Raw genomic sequence first — 15,822 nt, forward strand, 5'->3', positions numbered from 1 at the left:
GGGTTCAGGCCACCAGCATGCCCAACTCATGGCCAAATGAAAACGCCCGGCTCAGGGTATGGTGAACACCGCCACATCCGCATGAGGAAACTCGACCTCTGCCTGCCAGCGGACCGCCAGGGCACGGAATGAGGCCTCGGCGAAGAAGACGATATGGGTGGGATCGTGGCGATAGCGCCAGGTCTTGAAGCGATCGTCCCCCAGTACCCGCTGGGTCTGCAACACCAGCACCCCGCCGGGCTTGAGGCAGCCCCAGAGCGTGTCCAGCACGGCGCGGGGGGTGGCGATGTGCTCTATCACCTCGGTGCTGGTGATGAAGTCGTATTGCCTTGTCAGGCACTCTGGGTCGTCGGCATAGAACTTGTCGTAGCCCGCCATCTCGAAGCCCGCCTCCCGCCCCATGGCGATGAGGGCAGGCCCGGGGCCGCAGCCAAAATCGAGGCCGCTGGCAGGAAGCGACACCCGGGCCAGCACCTCGCCAAAGGCACGCATCAGAAAGGCCCGGTAGCGGGGATCGTCCACCCGGTTGTCGTGCCCGTCATAGACCGCCTTCTCGGCCCCCTCGTCCAGGTGGTCCGCCTCGTCCATCCAGACCAGCTCGCACGCCAGGCAGCGGTAATAGCCCTTGCCCGCCACCGGCAGGGCATGGTGCCGAGGGGAGAGACACAGGGGACAGTGAACAGGGGATGACATGGCAGCTCCTCGGGTGGCGACAGCGGGGCAGATTGCCTGCCACGCCCGCTGCTGGCAACTGTTTTGTCTGGAGCCCCCATCGACCCCCGTTCACCCCCCGCCAGTTTTTTTCGTCTTTTTTTGCGCCTTAAGGGTTTCTTAAGTTTGCCCTTTTACTCTCATCCCATCGCAAAAGAAGGAGCCAACCATGACCATCGAGATCCAAGCCCCCTACCGGCTGATCCTGGCCGAATCCCCGCAGCAGGTCATGGCGCTGCAAACCTATATCCAGGCCGCCTATACCCTCGAGTTCAACGCCCGCATTCCCCATTTTCTGCCCTGCCAGCTCGGGCTCTACCGGGCAGATGGCGTGCTGGTCGGTGCCTGCGGCCTTAACCAGGCCTGCCATGGCGAGCACGAGCAACCGCTCTATCTGGAGCAATATCTGGAGCAGCCTGTCGAGGCCGCCATCGAGACCCGTCTCGGGGTCCGTCCGGCCCGCCACCGCATCATCGAAGTGGGCAATCTTGCCTGCAGCGAACCGGGTCACGCCCGCCTGATGTTTGCCGCGCTGTGCCGTCTGCTGTGTGACAACGCCCTGGACTACGTGGTGTTCACCGGCACCGCCAAGCTGCGCAACAGCTTTACCCGCCTGCGTCTCAACCCGGTGGAGCTGGCCCCCGCCCAGGCCCATCAGGTGGGAGAGGATGCCAGCGCCTGGGGCGAATACTACCGCTGCCAGCCCAAGGTGATGGCAGGCGACATCAACCAGGGGCGCGAGGTACTCGCACAGAGCAGCCTGCTGCTCAACCTGCTGGGGCCCATGCCCCGCCTTTTTAACCATGCCGACATCGACAGGAGGTGCGCACAATGACGCTGTTCGACACCATCGCCCACCATGCCAGCCAGACCCCGCAACAGCCTGCGCTGCTAGGCAGCCAGGGTGAGCTGGATTACCAGAGCCTGTGGCAGCAGATCCAGCAACTGGCAGGAGTGCTGCAAGGGGCCGGCATCCGCCGCCTGGCCCTGCAACTCGACAACGGCCTGCCCTGGGCACTGATCGATCTCGCCTGCACCTGGGCCGGCATCGTGGTCATCCCGGTTCCCCACTTCTTCAGTCCGGCGCAGCAGACGTGGCTGCTGGAAAGCAGCGGAGCAGACGCCCTGGTCGGCCCGGAACACCAGGGGTGGCAGTCCGCCTCACCCCTCGTGCTCATGGCAGGCAGGCCCGATGAGCAGGCCGTGCCCCTGTGGCGCCGCATCCCGGCCCGCCTCCCCGAGCTGCCGGCGGGCACCGCCAAGATCACCTATACCTCTGGCACCACGGGGCAACCCAAGGGCGTCTGCCTGTCGCTGGAACAGATGACGGCGGTCTGCGGATCCCTTGCCCTGCGGGTGGCCCCTGCCCGGGTTGAGAAGCACCTGACCCTGCTGCCCCTCACCACCTTGCTGGAGAACCTGACCGGCTTGTATGTACCGCTGCTGACCGGCGCCTGCAGCCGCATCCCCTCCCTGGGGGAACTCGGCTTCTCGGGCTCCAGCAAGCTGGATCCTGCGGCCCTGGCCCATGCACTGCTGCGCTGGCCCAGCCACAGCCTGGTGCTGGTACCCGAGTTGCTGCGCCTGCTGCTGGCTCTGTGCCTCAATACCCCTGCCCTGGCGACACAGCTCGGCACCCTGCGCTTCGTCGCCGTGGGCGGCGGCAAGGTCGCCCCCGAACTCATCGCTCACGCCCGTGCGGCGGGGCTGCCGGTCTACGAGGGATACGGTCTCTCAGAATGCGGCTCCGTGGTCGCCCTGAACGGCCCCCACGGGGATCGTCCCGGCAGCGTCGGCCTGCCTCTGCCCCACTGCCAGGTGACGATCGCCGCAGACGGCGAAGTCATGGTCAGCGGCAGCGCCATGCTGGGCTACCTGGGAGAAGAGGGCGAGACGGGCAGCCAGATCGCCACAGGGGATCTGGGTCGGATCGACGAGGAGGGCTATCTCCATATCACGGGGCGCAAGAAGAACGTGCAGATCACCGCCTTTGGCCGCAACTTCTCCCCGGAGTGGGTGGAAGCCCAGGCCCAGCTCTGCCCGGCCATCGCCCGCATCGTCATCTTCGGTGACGGTCAGCCCGCCAACGTGGCCCTTATCCAGCCGCTGCCGGGCAGCCAGTCCCAATTGCCAGAGCAGATTGCCCGGCTCAACCAGCAGTTGCCCGATTACGCCCGCATCCATCACTGGTTGCCGGTCGCCCTGGATCAGCTCCCTGGCCTGCTGACGGCCAACGGGCGCCCCCGTCGCAATGAGATTTATCACCATTTTTCCCGGCAGATCAGCCAATGCCTCACAGGAGAGACCTCATGAGCTTCTACCAGACCCTGCAACAAGCCACCGCCTGCGAGCGCGAACGCCTGTTCAACGCCCCCATCATCGAGGCCTGCCGCCGCGGCGACATCAGCCGTGACACCTACCTCGCCTTCCTGGCACAGGCCTACTACCACGTGCGCCACACGGTGCCGCTCCTGATGGCCACCGGCGGCAAGCTGGGGCAGGAGTACGAATGGGTGCGTGGCGCCATCAGGGAGTACATCGACGAGGAGTACGGCCATCAGGAGTGGATCCTGAACGACATCCGTGCCTGCGGCGGTGATGCCGAGGCGGTGCGCCACGGCCAGCCGGGCCTGCCCATCGAGCTGATGGTGGCCTTCCTCTACGACCAGATCCAGCGCGGCAACCCCATGGGCTTCTTCGGCATGGTGCAGGTGCTGGAAGGCACCAGCGTCGCCATCGCCCTGACCGTCGCCGACCAGCTCAAGAGCGGTCTGGGTCTGCCGCCCCAGGCCATGAGCTACCTGAGCTCCCACGGGGCCCTGGACCAGGAGCACCTCAAATTCTTCGAATCCCTGATGAACCGGGTGGAAGATGCCGCCGATCAGGCCGCCATCATTCACGCCGCCAAGGTGGTCTACCGCCTCTATGGCGACATGCTCTATCAGCTCACGGGATCCTGCCAATGAAGCTTGAAGGCAAACGCATACTGCTGACTGGCGCCAGTGGCGGCATTGGTGAAGCCCTGGCCCATGAACTGGCGGCCCAGGGTGCCCATCTGCTGCTGCACGGTCGTCGGGCCAGCGCCCTGGAGCGCCTGCGCCGGGAGCTGCCTCATCCGGATCGCCACCAGACGGTGACGGCCGATCTCGGCTCTCCCCATGAGCGGGCGCAGCTGCTGCAACATCCGGCCCTGGACGAGGGGCTGGACGTGCTCATCAACAGTGCGGGATGCAACCAGTTCGCCTGGCTGGAAGATCAGAGCAGCGAGCAGGTGACACGCCAGTTGCTGCTCAACGTCGAGGCGCCCATCCAGCTCACCCGGGCCCTGCTGCCCCGGCTGCGCAAGCCCGCCATCATCATGAACATCGGCTCCAGCCTCGGGGCCATCGGTTTTGCCGGCTACAGCGTCTATTGCGCCAGCAAGTTCGCCATGCGCGGCTTCAGCGAGTCCCTGGGGCGGGAGCTGGAGGGAACCGGCATCAAGGTGCTGCACTTTGCCCCTCGCGCCACCCGCACCCACCTCAATTCCGAGGCGGCCTATGCCATGAATGCCGAGCTTGGCACCCGGACCGACAGCCCACAGGACGTGGCCGAGGAGGCCGTCATCGCCCTGTGCAACGAGACACGCCGCCGCTGGCTCGGCTGGCCGGAAAAGCTCTTTGTGCGGCTCAACGGCCTGCTGCCCGCCTTGGTGGACATGGCCCTGGCCAAGCAGCGCCCGATCATCGAGCGCCACGCCCGCCGCACCGCCTCCCCAGCCCCCGATCACAGGAGCGATCCCGCCTGTGCGACAAACGAGAAGGAACATTGAGATGAAGCACGCCACTTTCCGTCCCCGATTTGGTCACGGCCCCCTGTTGCTCGCCCTGGGAGGCATGCTGGCAAGCGGTCTGGCCCAGGCCGCCGATGCCCTGCCCACCATTCAGCAGGAGTGGGCCCACTGCCAGTACCAGCAGACCGGCAACGCCAAGGAGAGCTGCCTGGAGAGCCTGAGTGCCAAGGCCGATGAGGCGAGCGCCAAGGAGGCATTTCGCACCGATCTGCTGATCTGGTCCGCCATCGTCAAGAGCACCTGGGCGGGGGCCAAGGGCGGCCTCGGCGCCCTTGGTCTGGTGAAGGAGGCCAAGGCCAAGCTCGAGATCGCCATCAAGCAGGATCCCAAGGCGCTGGAAGGCTCGGCCTACACCAGCCTGGGCTCCCTCTACTACCAGGTGCCGGGCTGGCCGGTGGGCTTTGGAGACGACGAGAAGGCGGAGAAGCTGCTCAAGCAGGCGCTGGCCATCAATCCCACCGGCATCGACCCCAACTTCTTCTACGGCGACTTCCTGCTGGATCAGGGTGACAAGGCACAGGCGAAGGTCTATCTGGACAAGGCCCTGGCCGCCCCGGCGCGCCCTGGCCGCGAGGTGGCGGACGAGGGCCGCAGAATGGAAATTCGCGAGCGTCTCGCCAAGCTGTAAACACAAGCAGCACAGTGTGCTATTTCAACTCTGCCCACCAGCTTGCATACTGGTGGGCAGTGTCGTTTGAGGGAGAGAACAATGCGGATCCTGTTGGTGGAAGATGATGTGATGCTGGGAGACGGCATGGTTGATGCCCTGCGCAGCAGCGGCTACACGGTGGACTGGCTCCAGCAGGGGATGCCGGCCCTCTCGGCGCTCAAGAGCGAGGAATTTGCCGCCCTTGTCCTGGATCTCAACCTGCCGGACATCGACGGCATCAGCCTGCTGCGCAAGTTGCGCCGGGAGGGGCAGACCCTGCCCGTGCTCATCCTGACCGCCCGTGATGCCCTGGACGACCGGGTGCTGGGGCTGGATGCAGGCTCCGACGACTACATGGTCAAACCCTTCGCCCTGCAAGAGCTCAACGCCCGGCTGCGCGCCCTGGTGCGGCGCAGCAAGGGGCAGGCCCAGGCGGTGCTGGAGTACGGGGAGCTGCAGCTCTTCCCCGCGTCACAGCAGGTCACCTATCGGGGCGAGCCGGTCAAGCTCACCCCCCACGAGTACAAGCTGTTGCAGGAGCTCATCACCCAGAGCGGCCGGGTATTGAGCCGGGATCAACTGCAACAGAGCCTCTACGGCTGGGACGAGGGGGCAGAGAGCAACGCGGTGGAGGTGCACATTCACCACCTGCGCAAGAAATTCTTCCCCGAGCTCATCCGCAACATTCGCGGCGTCGGTTACATCGTGCCCCAGCTCGACGTCCAGGGCGCAAGAGGAGCCTCCGCCCCATGAGCCGTGTCCGTTCCATCCGCCGTTTTCTGCTCTCCGGCATCCTGGCCCTGGTCAGCCTCAGCCTCGCCATCAGCGGCCTTATCGGCTACCTGCAGGCCAACCACGAGATGGAAGAGCTGTTTGATGCCCGTCTCGCCCAGTCCGCCCGCATCACCAACCAGTTGCTCAGCCGCTATCTCAAGCAGAGCGGCGAGCTGCCGCGCAACGGCACCGTGTACCAGGAGTGGGTGCAGGCCGTCCCCGAGACGCCCCACATCGAGAAGGGCGGCTTCTTCCAGTTCGGCCAGGACAACGAGTTCACCCCCTATGGCCATGAATTCGAGCACAACCTCTACTTCCAGTTGCTGAGCGAGCAGGGCGCCGTGCTGCTGCGCTCGCCCAATGCCCCGGCCCAACCGTTGACCACCCTGGAGCGGGGCTTCAACAGCGAGACCAAGGATCATCACGAGTGGCGCACCTTTACCCTCTACAACGAAGGTGAACAGACCTGGCTCATCGTGGCGGAGCGGGATGACGAACGCAGCGAGCTGGCCAGCAAGATGGCCACCCTCACCATGCTGCCCCTCTTCATCACCCTGCCCTTCCTGCTCGGTCTGCTGTGGTGGCTGATCACCCGGGGACTGTCACCGCTGCACCAGCTGGCGCAAGCCATCGGCGAGCGTCATCCCGCCAACCTGAGCCCCCTCAATCTCGCCATCAAGGCCGAGGAACTGACGCCGCTGGTGGGGGAGATCAACCGGCTGATGCACGCCCTCGCTGACACCCTGGATCGGGAGAAACAGTTCACCAACGAGGCCGCCCACGAGCTGCGCACGCCCCTCGCGGTGCTGCGCATCCACAGCGAGAACGCCATGACGGCCGAGGATGATCAGAGCCGGGAGCAGGCCCTGCGCAAGATGCTCTTGGCCCTCGATCGCAGCGATCGGCTGATCCGCCAGTTGCTGACCCAGGCCCGCATCGACAACCAGCAGAGCCCGGCCCTCACCGCCCTTCCCTTGTTCCCCTTGTTGCAGGGCACCCTGGCGACCCTGGCCCCCATCGCCCTGAAAAAGGATCAGCAGCTGTCCCTGGAGGGCGCCGAACAGGTGCAGGTAATGGGACAGGCGATGTTGCTGGAGCTGATGTTCGGCAACCTCATCGACAATGCGCTGCGCTACACCCAGGTGGGCGGCGAGGTCGCCGTGGTGGTGAGCCAGGTGGGCAACCGGATCCGGGTGGATGTGCGGGACAACGGCCCCGGCATCCCCACCGCCGCCCTCTCCCGGTTGTGCGAGCGCTTCTTCCGGGTCAATCCCCAGCAGGGGGATGGCGTGGGCCTTGGCATGGCCATCGTCTCGCGCATCGCCCAGCTTCACGGAGCGGATCTCGACATTCACAATCGGCCTGAAGGGGGGCTCGAAGTGAGCGTGCTGCTGCCCGCCTCGCGCCAGGCATGAGGGGTCAGCCTTTGCGCACGCCATGAAAAACGGGGGCCAGGCCCCCGTTTTTCATGGCTGCACCACCCTAGTCGCAGGTGGGCTCTACCGTGAAGGTCCGGCTCGAATCCACCGGTCCCAGCTCCGCCAGCAGACGGCGCCCCAGCAGCACCGGGTAGATCATCTTGCTGCGATCCCGCAGGGTGAACCACTCCTTGTAGACCTGGTCCCCGACACAGACGGACATGGTCACCGTCGGGCGCTCCTCCATGCCGCCCGCCCCGCGTACCGTCACGCTGCGCTCCACCGGTCGCTCCACGCTCCGGCGCACCACCTTGTCGGTATTGGCATCGGTCAGCACCAGGTTGAAGCGCACCCAGGGCTTGCCATCCTTCTTGAAATGCTTCAGGTCGCGGGCATCCAGCGACGAAGTGAGGGCACCGGTATCGAGCTTCATCTTGACCGCCACCCCGTAGGGCATCAGCACCCCCTTCTCGATCCAGCCGTAGCTGGTCTGGGCCGCCATCGCGCTGCCGCACAGCGCCCACATCATGGCCGCCACCACCATTCTCTTGCCCATCTTGCTCTCTCGCCTTGTCAGTCTTGCGCCCAGATGTATCACAGCCAACTGCCGGGTCAACCGGATTCTGGCGTGCAGGGGAGCGGGCTCTGGACGCGGTGCCAACAGGCGACAATCCATGCCGGGCACGGCGCGTGAGTGGGGAATGCAGCAGGAAAACGAGGGGAGAACAGGGTGCTGGATGACGCTGGCGGCCATCCTCAGGTTGTGACGCCAAAGGCTACCACAGCGGTGCGTGAATTATCAGTCTTGTTCTGACGGGATTTTTGCCTACACTGCTGTAAACCGGAGGGCCTGAAAACCACCGGTTTTTTTGCGCCTGCCGAAAAGTTGCCACTGCAAAGTGACCTCTCACACAAGGCTCAATAAGGAATTCGCAATGCGTATCGAAGAAGACTTGAAGCTCGGTTTCAAGGATGTCCTGTTTCGCCCCAAGCGCTCTACTCTAAAGAGCCGTTCCCAAGTCAGCCTGACCCGCCAGTTCACCTTCAAGCACACCCAGACCCAATGGCAGGGCGTGCCCGTCATCGCCGCCAACATGGATACCGTCGGCAGCTTCGCCATGGCGCGTACCCTGGCCAGCTTCGAGATGATGACGGCGGTGCACAAGCACTACAGCCTTGCGCAGTGGCAAACCTTCGTCAATGAGACCGACCCGGCCCTGCTGGGCCACGTAATGGTCTCCACCGGCACCTCGGAGGAGGACTTCACCAAGACCCGCCAGATCCTCGCGATGTCCAGCGCCCTGCGCTTCATCTGCGTGGACGTGGCCAACGGCTACTCCCAGCACTTCGTCGAGTTTTTGCGCAAGATCCGCGAGGCCTGCCCGAACCACGTCATCCTGGCAGGCAACGTGGTGACCGGCGAGATGGTGGAGGAGCTGATCCTCTCCGGCGCCGACATCGTCAAGGTGGGCATAGGCCCGGGCTCGGTCTGCACCACCCGGGTCAAGACCGGGGTCGGCTACCCGCAGCTCTCCGCCATCATCGAGTGTGCCGATGCGGCCCACGGCCTGGGTGGCCAGATCGTCGGTGACGGCGGCTGCACCTGCCCGGGGGATGTGGCCAAGGCATTTGGCGGCGGCGCCGACTTCGTGATGCTGGGGGGCATGCTGGCCGCTCACGAAGAGTGCGGCGGTGAAATCGTCGAGGTCGATGGCGAGCCCTTCATGAAGTTCTACGGCATGAGCTCGGCCAGCGCCATGGACAAGCACGCCGGCGGCGTCGCCGAGTATCGCGCCTCCGAAGGCAAAACCGTACTGCTGCCCTACCGCGGCCCGGTGGAGAACACGGTGCGCGACATCCTGGGCGGGGTGCGATCCACCTGCACCTATGTGGGTGCCAGCCAGTTGAAAGAGCTCACCAAACGCACCACCTTCATCCGGGTGCGCGAGCAGGAGAACAACGTCTACGGCAAGGAGTAAGTTCCTCCTTCGGCCCCGAGCCGACCGTTAGAAGCCAGCCAACCGGTGTGCTACCCTGCGCACCGGTTTTTTGCATCTGGGACCCTGCGCCATGACAAGCCCTCTCCCCCCGTTCGACTGGGACATCTTCTGCTGCGTCGTCGACAACTTCGGTGACATCGGCGTCACCTGGCGACTCGCCCGCCAGCTCAAACAGGAAGGCGCGCTCCCGGCGCAGAAGAGTGAGATGCAGGTGCGGCTCTGGGTGGACGATCTGGCTAGCTTCGCCCGCATCTGCCCGGCGCTCGACCCCGCACAGGACGGTCAGTGGGTCGATGGCATCTATGTCCAGCACTGGCACGAGCGCCTTCCCGCCGACATGACCCCGGCCAGGGTGGTCATCGAGGCGTTTGCCTGCGAGCTGCCCGCCCCCTTTATCGAACGCATGGCCGAGCAGACCACGCCCCCCTGCTGGATCAACCTCGAATACCTCTCCGCCGAGAGCTGGGTCGAGGATTGCCATGGCCTCGCCTCGCCCCAGCAGGTCGGCAGCCGGCGCCTCGACAAGTACTTCTTCTTCCCGGGTTTCACCGCCAGAACCGGCGGCCTCTTGTGCGAGCACGGCCTCATCGTCGAGCGCGAGCGCTGGCAGCAGGATGAAGCGGGACTGACTGCCTACTGGGCCAGCCTCGGCCTGCCACCCCAACGAGAAGACGAGCTGCGGATCAGCCTCTTTACCTACGAGAGCGAGGCGCTCAGGAGCCTGGTCGAGGGCTGGCGCCAGACCGTCACCCCCGTCACCCTGCTGCTGCCGCTGGGGCGCTCCCTCGACGACGTGCTCATCGGCGCAGGGCTGGCAGAGGCCATTCCCGGTGCCCGGGCCGGAGATCTGCTCCAGGCGGGCAACCTCACCATCAAGCTGCTGCCGATGACCGATCAGAGGGGCTACGATCGCCTGCTGTGGAGCTGCGATCTCAACCTGGTGCGCGGGGAGGACTCCTTCGTGCGGGCCCAGTGGGCGGGGCGCCCCTTCCTCTGGCACATCTACCAGCAGGAAGAGGATGCCCACATGGTCAAGCTGGACGGTTTTCTCGACCACTACCTCTCCCCCTTGCCAGCGCCGGCCGGTCAGTGGCTGCGCCGCTTCAACCATGCCCTCAACCGGGGGGAGCATACGGGTGAACTCTGGGCACAATGGCCTCAATACGCGGCCATATGTCAGCAACATGGGCGCACCTGGCCACAGAGGCTGCTGGCGGACGGGGATCTCGTCACGAGGTTGGTGAAATTTTTAGAAAGCCGTATATAATCTGGCAGTTTTTATCCGTCCGTTTCACGAACAGGAATTTTTTACATGAAAACCGCACAGGAAATCCGCGCTGGTAACGTAGTCATGATCGGCACCGAGCCGATGGTGGTCCAGAAGGCTGAATTCAACAAATCCGGCCGTAACTCCGCCGTGGTCAAGATGAAGCTGAAGGGTCTGCTGAACGGCAGCGCCACCGAGACCGTCTTCAAGGCCGACGACAAGCTGGAAGTCGTTCAGCTGGAGCGTAAAGAGTGCACCTACTCCTACTACTCCGACCCGCTGTATGTCTTCATGGACACCGAGTACAACCAGTACGACGTCGAGAAAGACAACCTGGGTGATGCCCTGAACTACCTGGTAGACGGCATGGAAGACCTCTGCGAAGTGACTTTCTACAACGAGAAAGCCATCTCCGTAGAACTGCCGACCACCATCGTGCGTGAAGTCGAGTACACCGAGCCGGCCGCCCGTGGCGACACCTCCGGTAAAGTGACCAAGCCTGCCCGCCTGAAGGGCACCTCCTACGAGCTGGCCGTTGCCGCCTTCGTGGAGATCGGTGACAAGATCGAAATCGACACCCGTACCGGTGAATTCAAGCGTCGCGTCAACTAAGTTGACCCCTTGATGTGATTGCAAAAAAAGCGAGCCAAGGCTCGCTTTTTTATTGGCTGGCACCTCACGGCCGGCCTGATGAGAAGCCGTGCCCCTAGCGGCGATGGGCCAGTGCCCGCACCAGCCTGTCCCCCACCCCCTGTACCAGTTGCACCAGCAGCAGCAACATGACCACTGTCCCTGCCATCACCTTGTCGTCAAAGCGCTGGTAGCCGTAGCGGATCGCCAGATCCCCGAGCCCGCCGCCACCGACAACCCCTGCCATGGAGGAGAAGCCAATGAGCATCACCACCGTCAGGGTGAGTCCGGCCAGCAGCGCCGGCAAGGCCTCGGGCAGCAGCGCCTTGACGACCACGTGCCAGCCGCTGCCCCCCATGGCGAGCACGGCTTCGACGCGCCCCTTGTCCACCTCATCGAGGGCGCTCTCCACCACCCGGGCAAAGAAGGGGAAGGCCCCCAGGGTAATGGGAACGATGGCGGCGGTGCTGCCCAGTGAGGTGCCGACCACCAGCCGGGTCAGGGGGATCAGGGCGATCAGGAGCACCACGAAGGGGAGCGACCGCCCGATGTTGATACCGATCCCCAGCACCATGTTGAGACGGGGCAAGGGCAGCACGCCCCCGGGACGGGTCACCACCAGCAGCACCCTGGTCGGCAGCCCCAGCAACAGGGTGAACACGGCCGCCACTCCCACCATGTAGAGCGTTTCGAGCGACCCCTGATACATCAGTTCGAGCAAGGCATCGACACTCAGGCGACTCTGCATAAACGCACCTCCTCTGTGACTCCGTGACGCGCCATGAAACGCCGCAGGATCTCGGGATCCGGCAACAAGGCCTGTCGCACGCGGGAGTCGGGGTTGGCCAGCAGGGTGCCCAGAGCGCCGCTTTCCACCAGCTGACCCTGTTCAAGCAATGCTGCGTGATCGCAGATGGCCCTGACCACCTCCAGCTCGTGGGTGATGAGCACTATGGTGATCCCGAGGCGGCGGTTGATGTCGGCAAGCAGCGCCAGCACCGACTCCGTGGTCTCCGGATCCAGGGCACTGGTCGCCTCGTCACAGAGCAAGTGGCGCGGATTGGCGGCCAGGGCGCGGGCGATGCCCACTCGTTGCTTCTGCCCCCCCGACAACTGGGAGGGAAAGGCGCGACGGTGCTCGCCAAGCCCCACCAGTTCCAACAGCTCGCTGACCCGGGCCGCCCACTCCCGGCGCGCCACTCCGGCGATTTCCAGCGGGACCGCCACGTTCTCCTCCACGCTGCGGGCGTGCAGCAGATTGAAGTGCTGGAAAATCATGCCGGTCCCCTGACGGTGGCGGCGCAAGGCCGCTCCCTCCAGGGCCGTGATGTCGCGACCATCGAACAGGATGCGGCCCCGGCTTGGCCGCTCCAGCAGATTGAGGCAACGAATGAGCGTGCTCTTGCCCGCGCCGCTGCGCCCGAGAATGCCGTAGATGGCCCCATCCGGAATCTCGAGCGACCCCCCCTCCAGAGCGGGTTGCCCGTGCCCCGGGTACTGCTTGCCGAGCCCCTCCAGCACGATCATGACTGCCGCCCGGCCACCGGGATCACCGACCCCTTGTAGCTCTTGCGAATGAAGTCGGCGATCGCCCTGGACTCCAGATCCCGCGCCAACTGGCGGATCCGCGGATCATCCTTGAGCGCCGGGGTGGTCACCAGGATGTTGGCGTAGGGATTGTTCTGGGCGCTCTCCAGCCCCAGGGCATCGCGAGCAGGCTCCAGCCCCGCCTCCAGGGCATAGTTGCCATTGATCACCGCCAGATCCACGTCGTCGAGGGAGCGCGGCAGCTGCGGCGCCTCGATCTCCAGGATCCTGAGCGCCTTGGGGTTGGTGGCGATGTCGTGCACCGTCGCCAGATCCCGCGCCAGATCTTCATGGCCGGCCTTGAGGGTGATGAGCCCCTCGTGCTGCAACAGATAGAGGGCCCGGCTCAGGTTGGTGACATTGTTGGGCAGGGCTATCACCGCCTTTTCCGGTACCTCCCTCAGGTGCTTGAACTTCTTCGAATAGATGCCAAGAGGCTCCACGTGTACGGTCGCGGCCACCACCAGCTCGGTGCCGAGCGCCTTCTCCTGATCCCGCAGGTAAGGGACGTGCTGGAAGTAGTTGGCATCCACATCACCCGCCACCAACAGGGCATTGGCATTGATGCCGCCGCTGAGCTCGATCACCTGCAGATCCAGCGAAGGGTCCTGGCGTTTCACCTCGCCGAGGATATCCGCATGGGGCAGTGGATCCGCGGCAACCCGCAGCGCCTGGGCTGCCTGGGCGGAGAGAGAGAGTCCGAGGGCCAATACCAGGCCGCTCAGGGAAAACAGTCCGTGCTTGTTCATCTTGTGCTCCTTGCCATACAATCAATGGGTGGTTTCGCCGACCGCCAGCGCCCGGGGCGCCGACAACAGATCGGCATGGTGGCGCAATGCCACATCAGGGTGGGAACGCAGCCGCCCCTTGAGGTAGTTCCAGCCCACCTCCCGCAGCAGCGGATTGTGCGGGTCGGTGGCAGGCCCCCTGGCTTCACGGGCCAGTGTCTCGGGCAGCGGATAGACGGGCACCACGGCGTCGAGCTGGGCCCCCAGGAAGAAGGCGATGGAGAGACGCTCCTGCCCCGGCGCCGACGGCACCACCCGGTGCACGGTCGCACGCAGGTAGCCGTTGCTGGCGAGCTCCAGCAGCTCACCGATGTTGACCACGAAGGTGCCGGGGAGCGGGAGCGCGTCGATCCAGTGATCCGGCGCCACCTCCACCTGCAGGCCGGGCTGGTCATCCTGCAGCAGGAAGCTCAGGAAGCCCGAATCCTTGTGGGGACCGACCCCCTGGGTGGCGCCCCGCTCACCGGGATAGCGGATCAGCTTGATATGTTCGTTGGGACGCTCTCCGTGCAGGGCATCGAAGGCATCTGGCGACAGTGCGAGCGCCTCGGCAAAAGCCCCGAGCAGAGTACGGGACATGCGGGTCATCTGCCCACGCCAGCGCGTCAGCACGGGTTGCAGTGTCGGCAGCACCTCCGGCCACTGATTCGGCCCCTGCAACCGCCACCAGGGCGGGTCGCCCGCCGCGCGCGGCAAGGCTGGGCGATCGGCACCGATATCAAACTGCTCTCTCCAGTCGGGTTGACCCCGGGTCAGCTCCGCCCCCGGTCGGTTGTAGCCACGAAAATGGGGAGAGTGGATCATGGCGACCTGCTGCTTGGCCGCCAGAGGCAGCGCAAAGAAGGCCCGCGATAGCTGCTGTACCTCCTGTTGCAGCTCGGGATCGATGCCGTGGCCGGTCAGGTAGAAAAATCCCGTCTCTCTCGCGGCATCGCGCAACGATGCCAGAAAATCGGCCCGGGCGTCGGGCGAGGCATCCAGCTGCCTCAGGTCGAGGATGGGCAAGTGAACCAAGGTGCTCATGGCGATAACGCTCCCTGTCGATGGAAAGTGAGGGTGAATCTCTCGTTCTGACGAGACAGGGGGAAGAATTCTCCGCCTGCGGCCAGTGACAACATGCCCCGGCCCCCCTGTCTGCCTGCCCTTACTGAACCATGTATGGGTCACGGGATGGAACAATCAAAACCGGGAATGCTTTGCCATTTGGAACAATCCCGGGCCCGTGCCCGGCCCGCCGGTCAGACCCTCTTCGCCACCGCCGATGCCGATGTGCCCCCTTGCCCTAAAGAAACCCCCGGCGAGGCCGCTATGAGGGAGTGCTGGAGGATCCCCCATGACATTTCGCCCCTATCTGCTGCTGACCCTGCTTGCTTTTGCCGCCCACGGCGCCGGGCAGGCACCGTCAAGCGCCGCCCCGGATCCAGCCCCCCTGGTTCCCCCCGACTACTGGCAGAGCAGCGACTGGCAGGGAATACCCGACAGCACCAGGGTGGACAAGCAACAGGTACTGTTTGCCAAGCACGACAGCGACAACTACGTGGGTCTGGTCATCCTGCTGCCCGACTGGCAGCGCAGCGGCCAGCTGTGGCAACTGACCCGGGAGCTGGGGCGCCTCGGTTTCGATACCCTGCTGCTGCTCCCCTCGCCGCAGCAGACCGAGCTCGACCCTGCCGCCGAGAAGAAACAGCAGGTCATCGACGATTTTCGCAAGCAGTTTGCCTCCCGCATCAGCAAGCTGGGGGATGCCAAGCTGCAGGAGGGGGGCTTCAAGCTGCTGCTGGCCCAGGGTACCAGCGCCGCCTGGGCCGCCAACCTCATCGCCAGCGAACAGTTGCCCGCCCCCGATGCCCTGGTGCTGCTCGACGGCTTCTTCCCCAACCAGCTGAGCAACCAGACCCTCGCCAAGCAAATAGCCCAGGGCAGCATCCCTACCCTGGATCTCTATCAGGAGGAGGGAGGACGCTGGCCCCTGCTGGCGGCCGAAGCCCGCAGAAGCGAGAGCCGCCGCAGCCACAAGCTCAACTACCGCCCCTATGCCCTGATGGACCTGGAGGAGACGCCGGGGCGCATCCAGGGCTGGCTGACGCACCTGGGCTGGATCTGAGTCCCTCCGAGGCACAGCCACCCGCCTTTACCTTCCCCATCGGACTTGGCCCGATGCCACCG

The 15,822-nt window shown here is 64.9% G+C and carries 17 protein-coding genes; 11 read left to right on the forward strand and 6 right to left on the reverse strand.

Annotated features, from left to right (window positions below; all coding sequences use genetic code 11):
* Nucleotides 1-51: 51 nt before the first annotated feature.
* Entirely contained in the window at nucleotides 52-693 is a 642-nt protein-coding gene (locus OKC30_RS03365; protein WP_270809559.1) for a class I SAM-dependent methyltransferase, read from the reverse strand.
* 187 nt (nucleotides 694-880) lie between these two features.
* Between OKC30_RS03365 and OKC30_RS03370 the strand changes: the two genes are divergently transcribed.
* The 7 genes from OKC30_RS03370 to OKC30_RS03400 all read left to right on the forward strand — a co-directional run bounded on the left by OKC30_RS03370 (nucleotide 881) and on the right by OKC30_RS03400 (nucleotide 7,381).
* Nucleotides 881-1,546: a thermostable hemolysin gene (locus tag OKC30_RS03370; protein ID WP_109111955.1), complete on the forward strand. Its 666-nt coding sequence runs from the start codon at nucleotides 881-883 to the stop codon at nucleotides 1,544-1,546.
* Nucleotides 1,543-3,024, forward strand: coding sequence for an AMP-binding protein (locus tag OKC30_RS03375; protein WP_160837055.1), 1,482 nt, complete (start codon nucleotides 1,543-1,545; stop codon nucleotides 3,022-3,024). The genes OKC30_RS03370 and OKC30_RS03375 overlap by 4 nt, the downstream gene beginning before the upstream one ends.
* Nucleotides 3,021-3,677 carry a TenA family transcriptional regulator gene (locus OKC30_RS03380; RefSeq protein WP_039039563.1) on the forward strand — a complete coding sequence of 219 codons (657 nt, stop codon included), beginning with the start codon at nucleotides 3,021-3,023 and terminating at the stop codon, nucleotides 3,675-3,677. Before OKC30_RS03375 ends, OKC30_RS03380 begins: the two co-directional genes overlap by 4 nt.
* Nucleotides 3,674-4,522: an SDR family oxidoreductase gene (locus OKC30_RS03385; RefSeq protein WP_039039562.1), complete on the forward strand. Its 849-nt coding sequence runs from the start codon at nucleotides 3,674-3,676 to the stop codon at nucleotides 4,520-4,522. The genes OKC30_RS03380 and OKC30_RS03385 overlap by 4 nt, the downstream gene beginning before the upstream one ends.
* A 1-nt stretch (nucleotide 4,523) precedes the next feature.
* Nucleotides 4,524-5,171, forward strand: a complete 648-nt coding sequence (locus OKC30_RS03390; protein ID WP_160837057.1) for a tetratricopeptide repeat protein — start codon at nucleotides 4,524-4,526, stop codon at nucleotides 5,169-5,171.
* 81 nt (nucleotides 5,172-5,252) lie between these two features.
* The gene (locus OKC30_RS03395; protein WP_041215642.1) at nucleotides 5,253-5,945 is read left to right on the forward strand and encodes a response regulator; all 693 of its coding nucleotides are present in this window, start codon (nucleotides 5,253-5,255) and stop codon (nucleotides 5,943-5,945) included.
* A complete protein-coding gene (locus OKC30_RS03400; protein WP_045525604.1) occupies nucleotides 5,942-7,381 on the forward strand; it encodes an ATP-binding protein in 1,440 nt (479 codons plus the stop codon). Before OKC30_RS03395 ends, OKC30_RS03400 begins: the two co-directional genes overlap by 4 nt.
* A 67-nt stretch (nucleotides 7,382-7,448) precedes the next feature.
* Here OKC30_RS03400 and rloA3 read toward each other — a convergent pair whose 3' ends face one another.
* The gene (gene rloA3, locus OKC30_RS03405) at nucleotides 7,449-7,940 is read right to left on the reverse strand and encodes a retropepsin-like aspartic peptidase RloA3 (protein ID WP_160837059.1); all 492 of its coding nucleotides are present in this window, start codon (nucleotides 7,938-7,940) and stop codon (nucleotides 7,449-7,451) included.
* Between the two features lie 379 nt (nucleotides 7,941-8,319).
* Between rloA3 and OKC30_RS03410 the strand changes: the two genes are divergently transcribed.
* From OKC30_RS03410 to efp, 3 genes are all read left to right on the forward strand, one after another.
* Complete coding sequence (locus tag OKC30_RS03410; protein ID WP_039041089.1) at nucleotides 8,320-9,363, forward strand: GMP reductase; 1,044 nt, start codon at nucleotides 8,320-8,322, stop codon at nucleotides 9,361-9,363.
* A 91-nt stretch (nucleotides 9,364-9,454) separates the two neighbouring features.
* Nucleotides 9,455-10,651 (forward strand): elongation factor P maturation arginine rhamnosyltransferase EarP, encoded by a 1,197-nt coding sequence (gene earP, locus OKC30_RS03415; protein ID WP_160837060.1) that lies wholly within the window; start codon nucleotides 9,455-9,457, stop codon nucleotides 10,649-10,651.
* 45 nt (nucleotides 10,652-10,696) lie between these two features.
* A complete protein-coding gene (efp, locus tag OKC30_RS03420; RefSeq protein WP_010673788.1) occupies nucleotides 10,697-11,263 on the forward strand; it encodes an elongation factor P in 567 nt (188 codons plus the stop codon).
* Between the two features lie 94 nt (nucleotides 11,264-11,357).
* Here the strand turns inward: efp and OKC30_RS03425 are convergent, their stop codons facing one another.
* Genes OKC30_RS03425 through OKC30_RS03440 form a run of 4 tightly spaced genes read right to left on the reverse strand, consistent with a single transcriptional unit; the run spans nucleotide 11,358 to nucleotide 14,679 of the window.
* Nucleotides 11,358-12,029: a methionine ABC transporter permease gene (locus OKC30_RS03425; RefSeq protein ID WP_160837061.1), complete on the reverse strand. Its 672-nt coding sequence runs from the start codon at nucleotides 12,027-12,029 to the stop codon at nucleotides 11,358-11,360.
* Entirely contained in the window at nucleotides 12,014-12,808 is a 795-nt protein-coding gene (locus tag OKC30_RS03430) for a methionine ABC transporter ATP-binding protein (RefSeq protein ID WP_160837062.1), read from the reverse strand. The genes OKC30_RS03425 and OKC30_RS03430 overlap by 16 nt, the downstream gene beginning before the upstream one ends.
* On the reverse strand, nucleotides 12,805-13,617 hold the full coding sequence (locus tag OKC30_RS03435) for a MetQ/NlpA family ABC transporter substrate-binding protein (protein ID WP_270809560.1): 813 nt from the start codon (nucleotides 13,615-13,617) through the stop codon (nucleotides 12,805-12,807). The genes OKC30_RS03430 and OKC30_RS03435 overlap by 4 nt, the downstream gene beginning before the upstream one ends.
* 21 nt (nucleotides 13,618-13,638) lie before the next feature.
* Nucleotides 13,639-14,679, reverse strand: a complete 1,041-nt coding sequence (locus tag OKC30_RS03440) for an isopenicillin N synthase family dioxygenase (RefSeq protein ID WP_160837063.1) — start codon at nucleotides 14,677-14,679, stop codon at nucleotides 13,639-13,641.
* Nucleotides 14,680-14,989: 310 nt separating this feature from the next.
* On the opposite strand from OKC30_RS03440, the gene OKC30_RS03445 reads away from it, so the two are divergent.
* Nucleotides 14,990-15,760, forward strand: a complete 771-nt coding sequence (locus OKC30_RS03445; protein WP_160837064.1) for a DUF3530 family protein — start codon at nucleotides 14,990-14,992, stop codon at nucleotides 15,758-15,760.
* The last annotated feature ends 62 nt before the right edge of the window (nucleotides 15,761-15,822 follow it).

The organism is Aeromonas sp. QDB18, from assembly GCF_027705325.1.
In the GTDB taxonomy this organism is placed as follows: Bacteria; Pseudomonadota; Gammaproteobacteria; order Enterobacterales; family Aeromonadaceae; genus Aeromonas; species Aeromonas caviae.

Coding starts and splice junctions, on each gene's coding strand:
- OKC30_RS03365 (WP_270809559.1), bottom strand. CDS start 693: ATGTCATCCCCTGTTCACTGTCCCCTGTGTCTCTCCCCTCGGCACCAT.
- OKC30_RS03370 (WP_109111955.1), top strand. CDS start 881: ATGACCATCGAGATCCAAGCCCCCTACCGGCTGATCCTGGCCGAATCC.
- OKC30_RS03375 (WP_160837055.1), top strand. CDS start 1,543: ATGACGCTGTTCGACACCATCGCCCACCATGCCAGCCAGACCCCGCAA.
- OKC30_RS03380 (WP_039039563.1), top strand. CDS start 3,021: ATGAGCTTCTACCAGACCCTGCAACAAGCCACCGCCTGCGAGCGCGAA.
- OKC30_RS03385 (WP_039039562.1), top strand. CDS start 3,674: ATGAAGCTTGAAGGCAAACGCATACTGCTGACTGGCGCCAGTGGCGGC.
- OKC30_RS03390 (WP_160837057.1), top strand. CDS start 4,524: ATGAAGCACGCCACTTTCCGTCCCCGATTTGGTCACGGCCCCCTGTTG.
- OKC30_RS03395 (WP_041215642.1), top strand. CDS start 5,253: ATGCGGATCCTGTTGGTGGAAGATGATGTGATGCTGGGAGACGGCATG.
- OKC30_RS03400 (WP_045525604.1), top strand. CDS start 5,942: ATGAGCCGTGTCCGTTCCATCCGCCGTTTTCTGCTCTCCGGCATCCTG.
- rloA3 (WP_160837059.1), bottom strand. CDS start 7,940: ATGGGCAAGAGAATGGTGGTGGCGGCCATGATGTGGGCGCTGTGCGGC.
- OKC30_RS03410 (WP_039041089.1), top strand. CDS start 8,320: ATGCGTATCGAAGAAGACTTGAAGCTCGGTTTCAAGGATGTCCTGTTT.
- earP (WP_160837060.1), top strand. CDS start 9,455: ATGACAAGCCCTCTCCCCCCGTTCGACTGGGACATCTTCTGCTGCGTC.
- efp (WP_010673788.1), top strand. CDS start 10,697: ATGAAAACCGCACAGGAAATCCGCGCTGGTAACGTAGTCATGATCGGC.
- OKC30_RS03425 (WP_160837061.1), bottom strand. CDS start 12,029: ATGCAGAGTCGCCTGAGTGTCGATGCCTTGCTCGAACTGATGTATCAG.
- OKC30_RS03430 (WP_160837062.1), bottom strand. CDS start 12,808: ATGATCGTGCTGGAGGGGCTCGGCAAGCAGTACCCGGGGCACGGGCAA.
- OKC30_RS03435 (WP_270809560.1), bottom strand. CDS start 13,617: ATGAACAAGCACGGACTGTTTTCCCTGAGCGGCCTGGTATTGGCCCTC.
- OKC30_RS03440 (WP_160837063.1), bottom strand. CDS start 14,679: ATGAGCACCTTGGTTCACTTGCCCATCCTCGACCTGAGGCAGCTGGAT.
- OKC30_RS03445 (WP_160837064.1), top strand. CDS start 14,990: ATGACATTTCGCCCCTATCTGCTGCTGACCCTGCTTGCTTTTGCCGCC.